Source organism: Actinomadura spongiicola, assembly GCF_003432485.1.
GTDB classification, from domain to species: domain Bacteria; phylum Actinomycetota; class Actinomycetes; order Streptosporangiales; family Streptosporangiaceae; genus Spirillospora; species Spirillospora spongiicola.
In genome coordinates, this window is sequence record NZ_QVNQ01000009.1 from 300,103 (window position 1) to 316,905 (window position 16,803).

The 16,803-nt window shown below is 72.2% G+C and carries 14 protein-coding genes, 1 rRNA gene and 1 pseudogene; 12 read left to right on the plus strand and 4 right to left on the minus strand.

From position 1 onward, the window contains the following. Nucleotides 1-17 precede the first annotated feature (17 nt). Complete coding sequence (locus D0T12_RS27480) at nt 18-569, plus strand: CGNR zinc finger domain-containing protein (RefSeq protein WP_117402953.1); 552 nt, start codon at nt 18-20, stop codon at nt 567-569. 222 nt (nt 570-791) lie between these two features. On the opposite strand, the gene folP is transcribed toward D0T12_RS27480, so the two are convergent. Beyond that, nucleotides 792-1,634, minus strand: a complete 843-nt coding sequence (folP, locus tag D0T12_RS27485; RefSeq protein ID WP_117402954.1) for a dihydropteroate synthase — start codon at nt 1,632-1,634, stop codon at nt 792-794. 113 nt (nt 1,635-1,747) lie between these two features. Between folP and D0T12_RS27490 the strand changes: the two genes are divergently transcribed. The 3 genes from D0T12_RS27490 (at nt 1,748) to D0T12_RS27500 (ending at nt 5,302) form a co-directional block, all read left to right on the plus strand. Further along, complete coding sequence (locus D0T12_RS27490) at nt 1,748-2,782, plus strand: GDP-mannose 4,6-dehydratase (RefSeq protein WP_117403027.1); 1,035 nt, start codon at nt 1,748-1,750, stop codon at nt 2,780-2,782. Nucleotides 2,783-2,800: 18 nt separating this feature from the next. Then, a complete protein-coding gene (locus tag D0T12_RS27495) occupies nt 2,801-4,348 on the plus strand; it encodes an MFS transporter (RefSeq protein ID WP_117402956.1) in 1,548 nt (515 codons plus the stop codon). A gap of 81 nt (nt 4,349-4,429) precedes the next feature. Continuing rightward, nucleotides 4,430-5,302, plus strand: coding sequence for a LysR family transcriptional regulator (locus D0T12_RS27500; RefSeq protein ID WP_117402958.1), 873 nt, complete (start codon nt 4,430-4,432; stop codon nt 5,300-5,302). Nucleotides 5,303-5,361: 59 nt separating this feature from the next. Here the strand turns inward: D0T12_RS27500 and D0T12_RS27505 are convergent, their stop codons facing one another. Beyond that, nucleotides 5,362-6,276, minus strand: coding sequence for an Lrp/AsnC family transcriptional regulator (locus D0T12_RS27505; RefSeq protein WP_117402959.1), 915 nt, complete (start codon nt 6,274-6,276; stop codon nt 5,362-5,364). Nucleotides 6,277-6,884: 608 nt separating this feature from the next. Here D0T12_RS27505 and D0T12_RS27510 point away from each other — a divergent pair. The 5 genes from D0T12_RS27510 to D0T12_RS27530 all read left to right on the plus strand — a co-directional run bounded on the left by D0T12_RS27510 (nt 6,885) and on the right by D0T12_RS27530 (nt 13,218). Then, nucleotides 6,885-8,321, plus strand: coding sequence for a GuaB1 family IMP dehydrogenase-related protein (locus D0T12_RS27510; RefSeq protein WP_117402961.1), 1,437 nt, complete (start codon nt 6,885-6,887; stop codon nt 8,319-8,321). A 127-nt stretch (nt 8,322-8,448) separates the two neighbouring features. Next, complete coding sequence (locus D0T12_RS27515; protein ID WP_117402963.1) at nt 8,449-9,840, plus strand: LCP family protein; 1,392 nt, start codon at nt 8,449-8,451, stop codon at nt 9,838-9,840. A 109-nt stretch (nt 9,841-9,949) separates the two neighbouring features. Further along, the gene (locus D0T12_RS27520) at nt 9,950-11,446 is read left to right on the plus strand and encodes an LCP family protein (protein WP_117402965.1); all 1,497 of its coding nucleotides are present in this window, start codon (nt 9,950-9,952) and stop codon (nt 11,444-11,446) included. Nucleotides 11,447-11,569: 123 nt separating this feature from the next. Next, nucleotides 11,570-12,622: an enolase C-terminal domain-like protein gene (locus D0T12_RS27525; protein ID WP_117403029.1), complete on the plus strand. Its 1,053-nt coding sequence runs from the start codon at nt 11,570-11,572 to the stop codon at nt 12,620-12,622. Next, nucleotides 12,619-13,218: an AAA family ATPase gene (locus tag D0T12_RS27530; protein ID WP_117402966.1), complete on the plus strand. Its 600-nt coding sequence runs from the start codon at nt 12,619-12,621 to the stop codon at nt 13,216-13,218. The genes D0T12_RS27525 and D0T12_RS27530 overlap by 4 nt, the downstream gene beginning before the upstream one ends. Here the strand turns inward: D0T12_RS27530 and D0T12_RS27535 are convergent. Beyond that, entirely contained in the window at nt 13,178-13,597 is a 420-nt protein-coding gene (locus D0T12_RS27535; RefSeq protein WP_117402967.1) for an SAM-dependent methyltransferase, read from the minus strand. The two genes, D0T12_RS27530 and D0T12_RS27535, sit on opposite strands and share 41 nt — an antisense overlap. Nucleotides 13,598-13,760: 163 nt before the next feature. Between D0T12_RS27535 and D0T12_RS27540 the strand changes: the two genes are divergently transcribed. The 3 genes and pseudogenes from D0T12_RS27540 to D0T12_RS27550 all read left to right on the plus strand — a co-directional run bounded on the left by D0T12_RS27540 (nt 13,761) and on the right by D0T12_RS27550 (nt 16,641). Further along, entirely contained in the window at nt 13,761-15,242 is a 1,482-nt protein-coding gene (locus tag D0T12_RS27540) for a phytoene desaturase family protein (protein WP_199487729.1), read from the plus strand. A gap of 113 nt (nt 15,243-15,355) precedes the next feature. After that, a pseudogene (locus D0T12_RS36790) lies at nt 15,356-16,021 on the plus strand (fatty acid desaturase family protein). Nucleotides 16,022-16,026: 5 nt separating this feature from the next. Then, nucleotides 16,027-16,641 carry a TetR/AcrR family transcriptional regulator gene (locus tag D0T12_RS27550; RefSeq protein ID WP_117402969.1) on the plus strand — a complete coding sequence of 205 codons (615 nt, stop codon included), beginning with the start codon at nt 16,027-16,029 and terminating at the stop codon, nt 16,639-16,641. Nucleotides 16,642-16,683: 42 nt separating this feature from the next. Here the strand turns inward: D0T12_RS27550 and rrf are convergent. Continuing rightward, a 5S ribosomal RNA gene (gene rrf / locus D0T12_RS27555) occupies nt 16,684-16,800 on the minus strand. Nucleotides 16,801-16,803 lie beyond the last annotated feature (3 nt).

Below are 16,803 nucleotides of genomic sequence, written 5' to 3' on the forward strand. Positions count from 1 at the left end.
CCGAGACTGGAGTCCCTGTGATCTTCACCCATGACACCGAGCACGCGCTCGCCGTCGTCGTCGACCTCATCAACACCGGCGCGGCGGCGTCCGGCTCCGAAGAACTCGACGACCTGCGGGGCCTGCACGCGTTCGTGGAACGCAACGCGTTCAGCGACATCGGCGACCTCACCGACACCGACCTCGACCGCGTCCTCGACCTCCGCGAACGGTTCCACGCGGTGTTCCGCTCCGCCGACGTCCCGTCCGCCGTCCAGCGCATCAACGACATCGTCGGCGAGGTCCGCACCACCCCGCACCTGACCGACCACGACGGCTACCACTGGCACGTCCACTTCTTCGCACCCGGCGCGCCCCTCGGCGAACACCTCGCCGCCGACTGCGGCATGGCCCTGGCATACGTGATCGCCGCCGGCGAACTCGACCGGCTCCGCACCTGCGAGGCCCCCGACTGCTCACGCGTCCTCGTCGACCTGTCCCGCAACCGCTGCCGCCGCTACTGCGACAGCCGCACCTGCGGCAACCGCATGCACGTAGCCGCATACCGAGCAAGACAGCGTTCTCTATAGTTTGTATTTTTCTCCTCCTTCGGGCGCGGAGCGCCCTCCATCGTCGAAAAACACGGTGCGATCGCTGCATCGCTCCGGCTCGCCTTGCGGCTCGCTGCGCGATCAGGTTCTCGCTTCACTTGAACCTGCCTTCGGACGCGATCGCAAACCTTGAGGTTGTCGGGGGTTGCTGTGGTGGCTGGGGTCGGTTGGGTTGTTGCGGGGAGGTGGTGGAGGGCTGGGTCAGTTGGGTCGTGGCGAGGTTAGGGCCGTTACGGCGTTCAGGGCGGTTCTTGCTGATTGGGGGTCGTGGACGCGGAAGACGTGGGCGCCCTGGGCGGCGGAGACGGCCAGGACGGCCAGGGTGCCTACGCCGCGTTTGTCGACCGGGCGGCCCAGGGTCTCGCCGATGAAGTCCTTGTTGGAGACCGCGACCAGCACCGGCCAGCCGGTGGCGGTCAGCTCGCCGAGCCTGCGGGTGATCTCCAGGGACTGGCGGGTGTTCTTGCCGAAGTCGTGGGCGGGGTCGATGAGGATCGCGTCCCGGCGGACCCCGAGGGCCACGGCGCGCTCCGCCTCGGACGTGACGTGGTCGATGACGTCGGCCACGACGTCGGTGTAGCCGACGCGGTGCGGGCGGGTGCGGGGGGCCAGGGCACCCGCGTGCGAGCAGACTAGGCCGATGTCGTGGGCGGCGGCGACCTCCGCCAGGCGCGGGTCGGGGCCGCCCCAGGTGTCGTTCAGCAGGTCGGCGCCCGCCCGCGCCACCGCGTCGCCGACCTCCGCGCGCCAGGTGTCGACGCTGATCACGACGCCGGGGTGTCGGGCGCGGACGGCGGCGACCAGATCGACGACGCGGCGCAGTTCCTCGGCGACGTCGACGTCCTCGCCGGGGCCCGCCTTCACGCCGCCGATGTCGACGATGTCGGCACCGGCGGCGACGGCGCGGTCGACGGCGCCGATCGCGGCGTCGAAGCCGTAGGTGGCGCCCTTGTCGAAGAACGAGTCGGGCGTGCGGTTGACCACCGCCATGACCGCGTGCGGGCCGATGTCGCGGCCGTTCAGTCGCAGCGTCGGTGACCTCATGAACGCCGCCCTCTCTCGTCAGCGTCCCGGCGGGGTCGCTAACCTCATATTTTCACGCCCGGTGCGGGGTTCTGGGACTCGCACCGGCCCCGAATTCGGCCATGGAGGATCCGCTGTCCAGGCGAGCACTCATCACCGGCATCACCGGACAGGACGGCTCGTACCTGGCCGAGCATCTGCTTGCGCAGGGGTACGAGGTCTGGGGCCTGGTGCGTGGTCAGGCGAACCCTCATGTGGCGCGGTTGCGCAAGCACATCGGCGACGTGCAGATCACCACGGGGGACCTCCTCGACCAGGGAAGCCTGATCTCGGCGGTGGAGCGGGTGCGGCCCGACGAGGTCTACAACCTCGGCGCGATCTCGTACGTGCCGATGTCGTGGCAGCAGGCGGAGCTGACCGCCGAGGTGACCGGCATGGGCGTGCTGCGGATGTTGGAGGCGATCCGGGTGGTGTCGGGCATCAGCCCGTCCCGGACGCCGGGACGCGAGCAGATCCGCTTCTACCAGGCGTCGTCGTCGGAGATGTTCGGGATGGTCCGGGAGACGCCGCAGAACGAGAAGACGCCGTTCCACCCGCGCAGCCCGTACGGGGTGGCGAAGAGCTACGGGCACTACATCACTCAGAACTACCGCGAGTCGTACGGGATGTTCGCGGTCAGCGGGATCCTCTTCAATCACGAGTCTCCGCGCCGGGGGGCGGAGTTCGTGACGCGGAAGGTGTCGCTGGGCGTGGCGCGGATCAAACTGGGGCTGGCCACGGAGCTGCGGCTGGGGAACCTGGACGCGCGCCGTGATTGGGGTTTCGCGGGCGACTACGCCCGCGCGATGCGGCTGATGCTCGCGCAGGACGCCCCGGAGGACTACGTCATCGGGACGGGCACGACCCAGTCGGTGCGTGAGCTGGTGGAGTTCGCGTTCCGCACGGCCGGTCTGAACTGGGAGGACCACGTCGTCCTGGATGACCGGTACACGCGTCCGGCGGAGGTCGACCTGCTGTGCGCGGACCCGAAGAAGGCCCGCGAGCAGCTCGGCTGGGAGCCCGCGGTGGCCTTCGAGGAGCTCGTCACGATGATGGTCCGCTCCGACCTGCGGCTGCTGTCGGAGTCGGCGCGTCCCGAGGACGAGCCGTTCAGCCCCGATCACTGGTGAGCGTGTCACCATGAGTGCATGGCCGCTGGTGAGCGTGCGCCGGACGTCCGGCTGAAGTCGGGGCCGGGCCGCTGGATTCTGCTGGCGACGGTCCTCGGTTCGAGCGTGGCGATGCTCGACGCCACCGTCGTGAACGTCGCCCTGCCGAGGCTGGCGCGCGACCTGGACGCCGACATGGCCGGGTTGCAGTGGACGGTGAACGCCTACACGTTGACGCTCGCCGGGTTCATCCTGCTCGGCGGCTCCCTCGGGGACCGTTACGGGCGGCGCCGGATCTTCCTGCTCGGCGTCGTGTGGTTCGCGGTGGCGTCGGTGCTGTGCGGCGTGGCCCAGAACATCGAGATGCTCGTGGTGTCGCGGGCGTTGCAGGGCGTGGGCGGGGCGCTGCTCACCCCCGGCTCGCTGGCGATCATCCAGGCGTCGTTCACCGCCGACGACCGTCCCCGGGCCGTGGGGGCCTGGTCGGGGCTCGGTGGCGTGGCCGGCGCGATCGGGCCGTTCGCGGGCGGCTGGCTGGTCGAGGCGGCGGGCTGGCGCTGGGTGTTCCTGCTGAACGTGCCGCTCTCGGCCGTGGTGGTCCTCGTCGCGGTCCGGCACGTCCCGGAGAGCGTCGATCCGGGCGCGCGGGGACGGTTCGACGTGCTCGGCGCGGTCCTGGCGGCGTTCGCGCTGGCCGGGACGACGTACGCGCTGACCGAGGCGCCCGGCGGCGCCGTGTCCCCGACGGTCATCGCGGCGGCGGCCGCGGGGGGTGTCGCGGCGGCCGTCGCGTTCGTCGCGGTCGAGAGGGCCCGCGGCGGGGCCGGTCGGGCGGGCCGCGCGACCCCGCGGCCGATGCTGCCGCTGGAGGTGTTCGCCTCCCGCCAGTTCTCCGCCGTCAACGTCGTCACCTTCGTCATGTACGGCGGGATGGGCGTGATGTTCTTCCTGTTCGTGCTGAACCTCCAGGTGGTCGGCGGGTTCTCCCCGATCGCCGCGGGGACGGCGCTGCTGCCGGTCACGGCCGCGATGCTGCTGCTGTCGGCGCGGGCGGGCGCGCTGGCGCAGAAGATCGGTCCGCGGCTGCCGATGACGGTGGGGCTGGCGGTCGCGGCCGCCGGCACGCTGATGGTCGGGCGGATCGGCGCGGACGCGTCCTATGCGCGGGACGTGCTGCCCGCCGTGATCGTGTTCGGGCTGGGGCTGTCGGCGGTGGTCGCGCCGCTCACCGCCACCGTCCTCGCCTCCGCGGACGTCAGCCACGCGGGCGTGGCCAGCGGTGTCAACAACGCGGTGGCGCGGGCGGCGGGGCTGCTGGCGGTGGCGGCGATCCCGCCGCTGGCGGGGCTGACCGGCGACGCCTACGACGATCCGAGCGAATTCTCGCACGGGTTCGGCATCGCGATGGCGGTGTGCGCGGTGATGCTCGCCGGTGGGGCGGTGCTGAGCTTCCTGACCGTCGGTGACGACGCGTTGCGGGCCCCGTCCGGTGAGGCCGTCGAACCGGAGTGCAAACACCAGTGCGGTGTCGGCGCCCCGCAGTTGCAGCCCGAGCCCGAGGCGGCACCGGGGCGCCCACATCCATGATCACCGGCCGGAGTGGTTCAATCTCGGTCCGATTCCGGCTATGTCCAGGCCCCGAGAGGTTCGTTGGCATACGGTCGGTGCATGAATCTGCGGCAGCTGCGCTACGTCGTGGCGACCGCCGACCACGGCACGATGACGTCGGCGGCCCAGGCTCTCTATGTGGCCCAGCCCGCGCTCTCGCGGGCCGTCCGGGAGTTGGAGCGCGAACTCGGCGTCGAACTGTTCCAGCGGTCGGGTCGCGGCGTCGCCCTGACCGCCGTCGGTGAGCAGGTGGTCCGGCAGGCCCGGGTCGCGCTGGGCGCCGTCTCCGCGATCGAGGGGTTGGCGGTGACCCGGGCCGACGGGCGCGGCACCGAGCTACGCATCGCCGTGACGTCGACGCTGGAGCCGGAGCTGACCGGTCGGCTCCTCCCCCGCTTCGCGCGGAACCAACCCGCCGTCCGGGTCCGGGTGATCCGCTGCGAGGACCGTGACCGGGTGGCGGCGGCGCTGCGGGCGGGTCGCGCCGACCTCGCGCTCACCGATCTGCCGGTGCCGGGCGACATGACGGCCCACCCGTACGAGCAGCGGGAGGTGGTGCTGATCTCACCGCCGACGCTGAAGGTGCGCGAGCCGGTGCCCCTGACCGCGCTGGACGGGATGCGGCTCGTGCTGCCCGCCCGCGGCAGCGCCCGCCGCGCCGAGATCGACACCGTGCTGCGGCGGATCGGCGCCACACCGGTCGCCGCGGTGGAGTCCGACGAGCGCGGCGCGTGGATCGGTCTGGTCCGCGCCGGGATGGGGTCGCTGCTGTGGTACCGGAACCAGATCGACGACACCGAGGGCGTGACCGTCCGGTCGTTCATGCCGCCGATCACCCGCATGTCGGGGATCGTCCACGCGCACCGCAAGCTTCCGCCCGCCGCCCGCGACTTCCTGACGTTCGCGAAGGACACGGCCCGCGACGGTCACTGACCGGCGCGAAGGATGCCCTGGCCACGGTGCGTGCCGTGGCCAGGGCGGGAGGTCCCCGGTCAGGACGACCCGTTGAGGGGCTGCTCGGGAAGCTCGACGGTGTAGGACTCCTTCACCACGTCCAGGTGGTGCCAGGACTCCCGTACCGTGACCCCGGGCACGGCCCGGATGGCGTCCAGCACGGCCACCAGCTCGCCGCGCGAGGCCGCCTCGGCCTGCCCGACGATGTCGTAGCGGCCGAACCCGGTCGCCAGGTAGCGGACGCCGTCCTTCGCGGCGACCGCCTCGGCGGCCTTGCGCAACGCTCCGGTGACCACCAACCCGAACCCGCCGAGCTCGGCCGCGCCGAGCGCCAGCGGGTCGGCCAGGCCGGTGACCTGGATGACGCCCGAACGCATCAGCCTGACCACACGGGCCCGGGTGGCGGCCTGCGACAGGCCGATGATGTGCGCGAGCCTGGTGTAGGGGGCGCGACCGTCGCGTTGCAGCTCCTGCAGGAGCCGCCAGTCGATGGCGTCGAGGCTGACGTCCTCCAGGTCGCGCACCACCGCGTGCGTGTCGCGCACGGTGGCCACCGAGCGGAACACCTCCGCCACGCGCACACCGGGGACCGACCTGACGTGGTCGACCTCGGCGGCGAGGGCGGCGTCGTCGCGGGTGCGCACCTGCGCGACCAGGTCGTGCGGGCCCGCGGTCAGCGCGGTGAAGCTGACGGCGGGCCGCTCGGCGATGAGCCCGGCCACCTTTCTGGCCGAGCCGTCGACGGTGACCGAGAGGTGCCCGATCGCCTCCGCGCCGACGACGGCGGCGTGCACGATGCCGACGACGCGGACGACCTGGGTTTCGAGAAGGTGCTGCACCCGTGCCCGCACCGCCGTGCGGGAAAGCCCGACGCGATCGGCGAGCGCCTGGAACGTCGCCCTGCCATCCCGCTGGAGCTCGCGGACGAGCACGGCGTCGACCGCATCCAGCACGGCTCTCCTCCTCGACGTGTCATGAATCGGTTTGTCGGCAACTGCAAGATCATTCCATTTCAGGACGGTATGACGTCAAATATTGATCTTGCTCGTGTTCACCGTGCCCGGCGGCCGTCGAAGCGTCTGCGACAGGTTCGCGCGGCGACGTTTTGGACGCCGTGTACTCCCGTCCGAGAGCGCAACGCGGCGGGCTCTGCACGCGGGCCGGGCACGGCGGGGGCGGCGGCGGGCGTGCGCGGTGGCCTGGAACACTCCGTTGGTCGCCGCGCGGCCAGGGCGGCCCGCGGCGCGGAGAAGCGCGGCTGACCGGGTCCAAGGGCGTGGGTTGCATGCGCTTCTCCCGGTGTTCTGATGTACACGCCCCTACGGCGGTGTCGCCGCCCGCGTGAGGCACATGTAAGAAAAGTGCATCGAGGGCGCAGTTACGTCAAGAGGTAACTTTACAGAGAGCCAAGCCTCACGTTGCACGGTTTCCACCACGTCGTGAAGTTCTGTTCGACCTTGGGCTGTACGCGTGGTGCGGCGTGGCGAGAGCATCACCGGGTATGGCCGACACTGGACGGTGGCCCCGCCACCCCGACCTGCGATTGGTGTGTAGTAAAGCCGTGCGCCTGCTGAACGGTGAGCGTTCCGCTCACGACCTCACCTACAACGACGTCTTCATGGTCCCGCGCCGCTCGGCGGTGGAGTCGCGCCTGGACGTCGACCTGGCCACCGTGGACGGGAGCGGGACGACCGTGCCGCTCGTGGTCGCCAACATGACGGCGGTGTCGGGCCGCCGGATGGCCGAGACCGTCGCCCGCCGCGGCGCGATCGCGGTCCTTCCCCAGGACATTCCCGTCGAGGTGGTCGCCGAGGTGATCGGCTGGGTCAAGGGGCGGGACCTGGTCGTCGACACCCCGATCCGGCTCGGCCCGTCCGGCACCGCCGGCGACGCGCTGGCGCTGCTGCACAAGCGCGCCCACGGCGCCGTGATCGTGGTCGAGGACGACCGGCCGGTCGGCGTCGTCACCGAGGCCGACTGCGCGGGCGTCGACCGGTTCGCGCAGCTGCGCGACATCATGTCCAGCGACCTGGTCACGCTGCCGGGCGGCGTGGACCCGCGCGAGGCGTTCAACCGGCTCCACGAGCGCGGCCACCGGCTCGCGCCCGTCGTGGACGCCGGCGGGCGGCTCGCGGGCGTCCTCACCCGCACCGGAGCGCTGCGCGCCACCCTCTACAAGCCCGCCGTGGACGGCGCCGGGCGGCTGCGCATCGGCGCCGCGGTCGGCGTGAACGGCGATGTCGCGGGCAAGGCCAAGGCGCTGCTGGAGGCGGGCGCGGACCTGATCGTGGTCGACACGGCGCATGGCCACCAGGACAAGATGATCGGGGCGCTCACCGCCGTCCGGGGCCTGGACCCGGCCGTTCCGGTCGTGGCCGGGAACGTGGTGACCGCCGAGGGCACCCGCGACCTGATCGAGGCGGGCGCCGACATCGTCAAGGTCGGTGTGGGGCCGGGCGCGATGTGCACGACGCGGATGATGACCGGTGTCGGCCGCCCGCAGTTCTCCGCCGTCCTGGAGTGCGCCGCGGAGGCACGGCGCCTCGGCCGGCACGTGTGGGCGGACGGCGGCGTCCGGCACCCCCGCGACGTGGCCCTGGCGCTCGCGGCGGGCGCGGCCAACGTGATGGTCGGATCCTGGTTCGCCGGCACCTACGAGTCGCCGGGCGACCTGCAACGCGACGCCGACGGCCGGTTGTACAAGGAGAGCTTCGGGATGGCGTCCGCGCGGGCCGTGCGGCTGCGCACCGCCGAGGACTCGCCGTTCGACCGGGCCCGCAAGGCGCTGTTCGAGGAGGGGATCTCCACGTCCCGGATGTACCTCGACCCGCGACGTCCCGGCGTCGAGGACCTGGTCGACTCGATCGTGGCCGGGCTGCGCAGCGCCTGCACCTACGCGGGCGCCCGCACGCTGGAGGAGTTCCACGAGCGCGCGACCGTGGGCGTGCAGAGCTCGTCCGGTTACGCCGAAGGAATGCCGCTGTCCAGCAGTTGGTGAAATCTGCGTCACGGGCAGCGTGGCTTTCGCGACACGCCGCGTCCGACATGGCACCAAGAGTGCTCTGACCTGCACGCTCGTGGTCTGGGGCGAAGAAGGGGGTCTTCGTCTCCGAAGGGGGCGGAGCATGGTCGACGGCGATTCGTTCGGTGCTGGCTCGGTCGGCGCCGGCTCGTTCGGCGGGGGGACGCGGCGGCTGGCGGAGGCGCTGCTGATCGCCGCGGTGTCCCCGGCGCTGCCGGGCCTGGCGCATCTGCGGGCCGGCCGGGTGCGGCTCGGCGCGGCGCTGCTCGGCGCGCAGGCGCTGCTGCTGGTCGGCGCCGCGGTCGCCGTCGCGCAGGGCCGGTCCCTGTTCATGGAGCTTTCGGTGCGGCCGGGCTGGCTGCTGGCGGTGTCGGGCGGCGGCGTGCTCCTCGCCGGGCTGTGGGCGGTGCTGATCATCCACTCCTACGCGCTGCTGGTCCCGGACGGGCTGTCGCCGCTGTGGCGGCTCGCCGGCGGAACCACCGTGTCGGTCCTGTGCCTGCTCGTCGTCGTCCCGCCGCTCACCGTCGCCCACTACGGCTACCTGCAACGCGACCTGGTCGAGAGCCTGTTCGCCGAGGGGCCGGGGCGGGGCGCGGCCGGAACCGCGGGCGGCGCGCCGGACACCCAGGATCCGTGGGCGCGCACGCCGCGCCTCAACGTGCTCCTCATCGGCGGCGACGCGGACGTGGACCGTCCCGGCGTCCGCACCGACAGCATGACGGTCGCCAGCGTCGACACCAGGACGGGTGACACGCTGCTGCTGAGCCTGCCGCGCAACCTGCAGCACGTGCCGGTGTGGTCGGGCACCGAACGGGTGCCGTTCCCGCCCGAGGGGCTGCTGAACGCCGTGTACGAAGACGGCATCCGGCGTCCGGGGGTTCTGGCCGGTGGCGGACACGTCCGGAACCCGGGAGCCGAACTGCTGAAGCGGACCGTCGCGCACATTCTCGGTCGTCCCGTCCCCTACTACGCGATGGTCGACATGCGCAGCTTCCGGCAGATCGTGGACGCGGTCGGCGGCGTCCGGCTCTGCGTGGCGGACGCCGTGCCCGTGCCCAGGCAGCAGGTGCCGTCGGGGGTGCTGAGGCCGGGCTGCCGGCGGCTCAGCGGCCGGGAGGCCCTCTGGTACGGGCGGTCGCGGACCGGCAGCAGCGACTACGCCCGGATGAGCCGCCAGAAGTGCCTGATGTGGGCGCTGGCGCGCCAGGCGGGTCCCCTCACGGTGCTGCGCAGCTTCCAGCGGCTCACCACGGTGTTCAAGGACTCCGTCAACACCGACCTCCCGCAGCGCCTGCTGCCGTCGCTTGTCGGCCTGGCCGCCAAGATCAGGACCGCCGAGATCACGAGCCTGCAGTTCGTTCCACCCCTCATCTCGACCTGGCGCCCCGACTACCACAAGATCAGGAAGTTGACTACGCTGGCGGTGCGGGATTCGGCGTCCGGCACGCGGGCGACCAACGGACTGCATATCCTGAGCGACAGCTGTACCTGACGTAGCACGCGCTCGCACGCGGCCGACTTCCACGCAACCTTTGCCCGGTTCCGAGCGTCATTAAAGTGAGTCGGGGCTTATTTCACGGTGGGTGGGAATCGGAGTGTCCATGGGGCGATCGGCGAGTCGGCACGCCCGGGCGGGGGACGTGGACGGTCCGCCCGACGGGGGGCTCCTCCGCGCGCTGGCGTTGACGCTCGCGTCCGCCCTGGTGTGGGGCGTCGCCCACCTGGTCGTCGGCCGCCGCCTCGCCGGCGGCCTTCTGCTCGCGCTCTACCTGGTGCTCGCGACGTCCCTCGCGGTCGCCGCGACGGCGTACCGCTCGGACCTGCCGCAGCTCGCCGTCCAACCGGACATGCTGGAACGGCTGACCGCCGCGCTCGTCGTCCTCGGCGTGGTGTGGATCGCCGTGGTGATCCGTTCGTACCAGGTCCTGTGCCCCGCCGGGATGTCGGGCGGCGCCCGCTCGCTCGGCATTGTGACCGTCTCCGTGCTGTGCCTCACCGTCGCCGTCCCGGCCGGCTGGTCGGCGCACAAGAGCTATGTCGCCAGGGACGCGCTGACCAGCATCTTCCGCACCGGCAACGAGAACGGCAGGCATGTCGACGTCGACGACCCCTTCGACGGGCAGCCTCGCGTCAACGTCCTGCTCATCGGCGGTGACGCCGCCGAGAACCGCAGCGGCGTGCGTACCGACAGCATGACGGTGGCCAGCGTCGACACCGAGACCGGCGACACGGTGCTGCTGAGCCTGCCGCGGAACCTGGAGGGCTTCCCGCTCCCGCCGGGCCCGGCCCGCGACCGCTTCCCGTACGGTTTCACCGGCGACGGCCCGCAGACGCCCGGCCTGCTGAACGAGGTGTACCAGTACGCCGAGGACCACCCGGACGTGGTGCCCGGCGTCCCCAAGAACCACCGCGGCCCCGAGCTGTTGAAGGCGACCATCGCCGGGATCCTCGGCCTGCGCGTCGACTACTACATCCTCGTGGACATGTTCGGGTTCGCCGACATCGTCGACGCCATGGGCGGCGTCAAGATCAGAGTCGATCAGGCCATTCCGTACGGGCTGCGCGGCGACGTCCTCCAGCCCGGCTACCGGAAGCTGTCGGGCAAGGAGGCCCTCTGGTACGGCCGGTCCCGCACCAACAGCAGCGACTACGTGCGGATGGGCCGGCAGAAGTGCCTGATGCGCGCGATCGCCGAGCAGGCCGACCCGCAGACGGTCCTGACCAGCTTCGACAAGCTCGCCGCCGCCGCCAAGCGGACCCTGTCCACCGACATCCCGCAGGAGCTGCTGCCCGCGCTGGTGAAGCTGTCCAACAAGGTCAAGAGCGGCGCCGAGATCAACAGCCTCCAGTTCGTCCCGCCGCTGATCTACACGGGCAGCCCCGACTTCGATCTCATCCGCAGGCTGGCGTCCGATGCCGTCAACACCGGGCCCCGCCAGGTCAGCAGCCACCCGAGCACCTCGCCTCCCACCGTCTCGCCGCCCGTCGCGGGGCCGAGCGGGTCGCCGTCCGAGACCGGCACGCCGTCGAACGACGGTGGGACGCCCACGAAGGCGCCGAGCAAGCCGGTGTCCCTCGAAGCGAGCTGCCCCTCCTGAGCGCGCACCGCCCTCGCCGGACGGGGACGAGCGGCGCCCGTGCCGGCGCGGTCCGCGGAGGGGGGAGAATTGAGGAGGATCACTTCCTCGATTTCCTCGACTGTCTCCGAAAGGCGGGTGCGGGTGCCCCGGATCGATGGCTGCGACGCCTACCGCGTCGCGATGCCGCGCGGACGGCGGCCGGAGAGCGTCCTCGTCCGTCTCGCCGGCGGCGACGCGGTCGGCTGGGGCGAGATGGCCGTCTCCGACCGTTCGGACGGCCGCCCCTGGGCCGACCTTGAGGAGCGGATGGGCCCGGCCCTCATCGGGCTCGACTGGGAGCGTCCGGAGGACGTGTCCGCCGCGGCCGACCTCGGCGCGCGGGAGGCCGCCGCCGCCATCGACACCGCCTGCTGGGACCTGTGGTGCCGGACGCGGGGCCTGCCGCTCGCGCACGCGCTCGGCGGCACCCGCACGTCCATCGTGACCGGCGCGCGGATCTCCCCGGAGGCCGCGCTCGACACGATCGCGGGGCGCGTCAACCAGGCCGTTGGAGCGGGCCACACCCGGGTCACCCTGGACATTCGCCCCGGCTGGGACATCGAGCCGGTCCGGACGATCCGGCAGGCGTACCCGGCGCTGGCGCTCATCGCCGACGCGGGCCACGCCTACACCGAGTCCCCGGAGCATCTGACCGTCCTGGAGGGGCTCGACTCCTACGGCCTCGCGGCGATCGAGCGTCCGTTCCCCGCCGGTGACCTCGCCGCGCACGCCCGGCTGCAACTGCGGGTGAGCGCCGCGGTCGCGCCCGCCGTCGGCGACCTGGAGACCCTCGACGCGGCGCTGTCCCTGGAGGCGGGCCGCGCCCTGCATCTGCGGCTTGAGCGGCTCGGCGGTCTGACCGCGGCCCGCAGCGCCCACGACCTGGCGTACGCGGCGGGGTGGGACGTGTGGTGCAGCGGGTCCGGCGTGTTCGGGATCGGGCAGGCCGCGGCCGTCGCGCTCGCCGCGCTGCCGGGCTGCACGTTGCCGAGCGAGGTGTCCGACCCGGCGGGCGGTCCGGTGTTCGTGACGCCGCCGGTCCGCTCGTCCGGCGGTGTCGTGGGCGTGCCGCTCACCCAGCCGGGCCTCGGGCACGAGATCGACGAGGAGCGCATCGAACGGCTGGCGACCCGCCGGATGCGCCTGTCGACGTGACCTCGGCACCCGCGTGGGTGGTGGCGGGGCCGCCCGGCTCGGGGAAGAGCACGGTGGCGGAGCTGCTGCTGGAGCGGCTGCGGCCCGTCCCCGCGCTCCTGGACAAGGACACGCTGTACGGGCCGTTCGTCGAGGCGACCCTCGCGGCGTCCGGGCGCGACCGGGGCGAGCGTGAGGGCCCCTGGTACGACGAGCACGTCAAGCCGCACGAGTACGACGGGCTGACCGCGACGGCCCGGGAGATCCGCGCCCACGGCTGCCCGGTGATGTTGAGCGCCCCGTTCACCGGTCACATCCGGTCGCCGTCGCGCTGGAAGGAGTGGGTCGTCGCCCTGGGCGGCCCGCCGGTCCGGCTCGTCTGGATCCGGACGGACGCCGTGACGCTGCGCCGCCGGCTGGAGGAACGCGGCTCGCCCCGCGACACCGCGAAGCTGGCGGCGTTCGAGGCGTTCACCGCCCGCATGCGCCCGGACGAGCCGCCGCCCGTCCCCCACGCCGCCGTCGACAACCGGCTGACCACCGCGATCCCAGTGGCGGCGCAGGTGGACGCGCTGCTCAGACGGGAAGTTCCCGCAGCGGGTCGCCGCCGTCGATGAACAGGCGGCCCCCGGGCGCGAGGGCGGCGGCGACGCGTCGCATGGCTTCCCGGCCCGCTTCCGGGTGGCGTCCGTCGAGGGCGCCGACCCGGACCGCGAACACCAGGTCGAACGGCGCCTCGCCGGGCGCCAGGGTGAAGTCCTCGATCGTGGACTGCCGGACGCTCATGCGCCCGGACGCGATCTCGTGCACCGAGCCGGCCCTCGCCTGCTCGATCGCCTTGGCGGACCGGTCGATCGCGAGGATGTGCCCGGTGTCGAGCCGGGCCGCGACGGCGCGGGCGGTGGCGCCGGGACCGCAACCGATCTCCAGGACCCGCATGTCCGGGCGAAGCGGCAGCGCGTCCACGATCTTTGCCAGGCGAGGCGACAGCGGCATGCGCCGACCCTAGGGCACGCACGGCCCGGTCGGGGCCGCCTCCGGCCGTTTCCGGCTGCGCGCATTGACGGGAGCACCGCCCCGGCCAGAGATTGAACCCATGTTCAGAACAGGTGTTCAGACGCGTCCGTCGAGAGCGGCGCGGTTTCCGGCGTCGTGTGACGTGGCGGTGCTCGGCGGCGGGCTCGCCGGGATGGCGACGGCGGCGCGGCTCCAGGCCGCGGGCGTGTCCACGATCGTGATCGAGGCGCACGGCCATGTGGGCGGCTGCGCCGGCTACTACCGGCGGCGGGGCTTCTCCTTCGACGTGGGCGCGACGACGATGGTGGACTTCGAACCCGGGGGTGTCGGCGCGGAGCTCCTCGACAGCATCGGCATGGATCCGGTGCCGGGTGAGGCGCTGCCCGGCTATGTCGGCTGGCTGCCCGACCGTAAGGTCACCCTCTACCGCGACACGCGGGCGTGGCACCGCGAACGGCTGCGGGCGCTGGGCGACGGCCCCGGCCACCGGGCGTTCTGGTCGCGGCTCGACCGGATCGCGGAGGTGTTCTGGGACGCGAGCCGCGCCGGGGTGCGGCTGCCGATCCGCCGGCCCGCCGACGCGGTGCACAACCTGCGGGCGCTCGGGCCGCGCGGTCTCCCTCTCGCCCGCCATCTGAACGCCACGCTCGGTGACGTCCTGGCCCGGCATGGCCTGCGCGGTGACGTGCCGCTGGTCGGGTTGCTGTCGATGCTGGTGGAGGACACGGTGCACAGCACCGTCGACCGGGCGCCGCTCATCAACGCCGCGCTCGGCGTCACGATCCGCGGCGCGGGACTCACCCGGGCGGACGGCGGGATGCGCGGCTTCTGGCGGCGTTTCGCCGCCCATTACCGCGGGCTGGGCGGACGGCTCCGCGTCGGCTGCGAGGTCGTGCGGGTGTCCGGGCGGGCCGGGGCGTTCGAGGTCCACACCCGCCGCGGCGTCGTCCATGCCCGGCAGGTGGTGAGCGCCCTGCCCGCCGTGACGACGGCCCGCGTCGTCCCCGCCCTGGCGGGCCCGCTCCGCCCCTTCCTGGAGCGGGACGAACCGGACCTCGGCGGCGCGGTCGCCGTGTTCCTCGGGGTGCCGGACGACGAGGTCGCCGGACAGGAGTTCACCCACCACCAGCTGCTGCGGGACTACGACCGGCCGCTCGGCGACGGCAACAACATGTTCGTGTCGGTGTCCGCTCCGGGCGACACCGAGAGCGCGCCACCGGGCCACCGCGCCGTGATGATCTCCACGCATACCGGGCTGGCCGGGTGGCGGGGGCTGCCGGACGCCGAGTACGAAGCCCGCAAACAGGCGGTCGGGGAGCGTCTCGTCGGCCTGGCCCGCCGCGTCCATCCTCGGCTGGGGGAACGCGCACGGGTCCGGGAGGTGGCGACGCCGCGCTCGTACGAGCGGTTCGCGTTCCGGCCGGACGGCGCGGTCGGCGGCGCGCACCAGAGGCCGCGCAACGCCAACCAGAACGCGGTCCCGCATTCGCTTGGCGTGCCCGGGTTGTGGCTCGTGGGCGACTCCACCTGGCCCGGCCTCGGCACCGTCGCGTGCGCGCTCGGCAGCAGGATCGTCGCGGACGGGGCGCTCAGGTCGGCGCGGCGGACGGCGGCGCGCCGATGACGCTGCCGAAGCTGTCCGAACTCGGGACCGACCTGCTCGTCACCACGCGTCCGCGTCGAATCTTCACGCTGTCGCTGCCCTACGCGGGCATCGCCCTGTTCGCCTCGGCGTGGATGGCGGGCTGGTGGTGGCTGACCCCGCTGATCGCGTTCGGCGTCTTCGTGGCGGTGGTGACGGCTACGCACGACGTCGTCCACCGGTCTCTGGGGCTCGGCAGGCGGTCAACGGAATGGGCCCTGTTCCTGCTGGGCGCGGTGCTGCTGGAAAGCGGCCACGCGTACCGCGCTACGCATTTGCAGCATCACCGCACGTTTCCCAGCGACAACGACCCGGAGGGATATCCCGCGAACCTTTCCGCGGTCGGAGCGATCCTGTACGGGCCCGTCTTCCTCATTCGCCTTTGGTGATGGGCGTACCGGCGCGCCGGGACGAGCGGGCGACTGTGGCTGCTGGCCGAGGCGGCATTGCCCTTGACGGCGGTCGCGGCCGGTGTCGCCCTGTCTCGGGGGCTACTCGTGTACGCCGTCATGATGATCGCGGGAAGCTGGGTCTACCCCCTATTGACCGTCCACCTCCCGCATCGCCATTACGGGGACACGCCGCTCACACAGACGCACACTCTGCGCGGACGTGTCGTTCCCGCCATGTTCCTGGAGTTGACCTACCACTTGGAGCATCATTTGTACCCGCAGGTGCCGAGTCACCATCTCGCGCGGCTCGCGCGGCGCCTCGACCCCGTCCTCGCCGAGGCGGGCGTGAAACCCCGGAAGGTGATCTGAGCGAAATGGCGTCACGCGCGGAGACCCGCGACCGTCTCCTCGAAGCGGCCGTCCGGACACTCGCCGTCGAAGGGTACGGCGGGACGACGGCACGTTCGATCGCCCGCACGGGCGGATTCGCGCCGGGCGTCATCTACTACCACTTCGACGACCTGGAAGCCCTTCTCGTCGCGGCGCTCCATCACACCAGCAAGGCCCGACGAGCCCGCTACGAGGAGGCCCTCGGCTCCTGTAAGGACGCCACCGAGCTGATCTCCCGGCTTCGCGAACTGTACGCCGAGGACATGAGCGACAAGGGGCATATCGATGCCGTGCAGGAACTCGTCACGGCCTCGGCCACCTCGGAGCGGCTCCGTGCGGAACTTCTCGCCCACATCGATTCCTGGTCGCGTTTCGCGGCCGACGCGGTGCGGCGCCTAGTGGCGGGAACGCCTTTCGAGGACATGGCGCCGTCCCGCGACCTCGGCATGATCGCGGTCGCGATGTTCCTCGGCGTTCAGACGTTGACCCACCTGGACGGTGACCGTTCCCGCGTCGAGTCACTGTTCGCCACCGCGGAACCCGCCGCGGTCCTGTGGGACACCTTAATGCGCGGCCACACCCCCGACCCAGACAAATGAGAAAGGCCCCGCCGATAAACGGCGGGGCCTCCCCCAAGAAATGTCCGGCGGTGTCCTACTCTCCCACACAGTCTCCCATGCAGTACCATCGGCGCTGAAGAGCTTAACTTCCGGGTTCGGAATGGGACCGGGTGTTTCCCCTTCGCCAAAACCACCGAACGC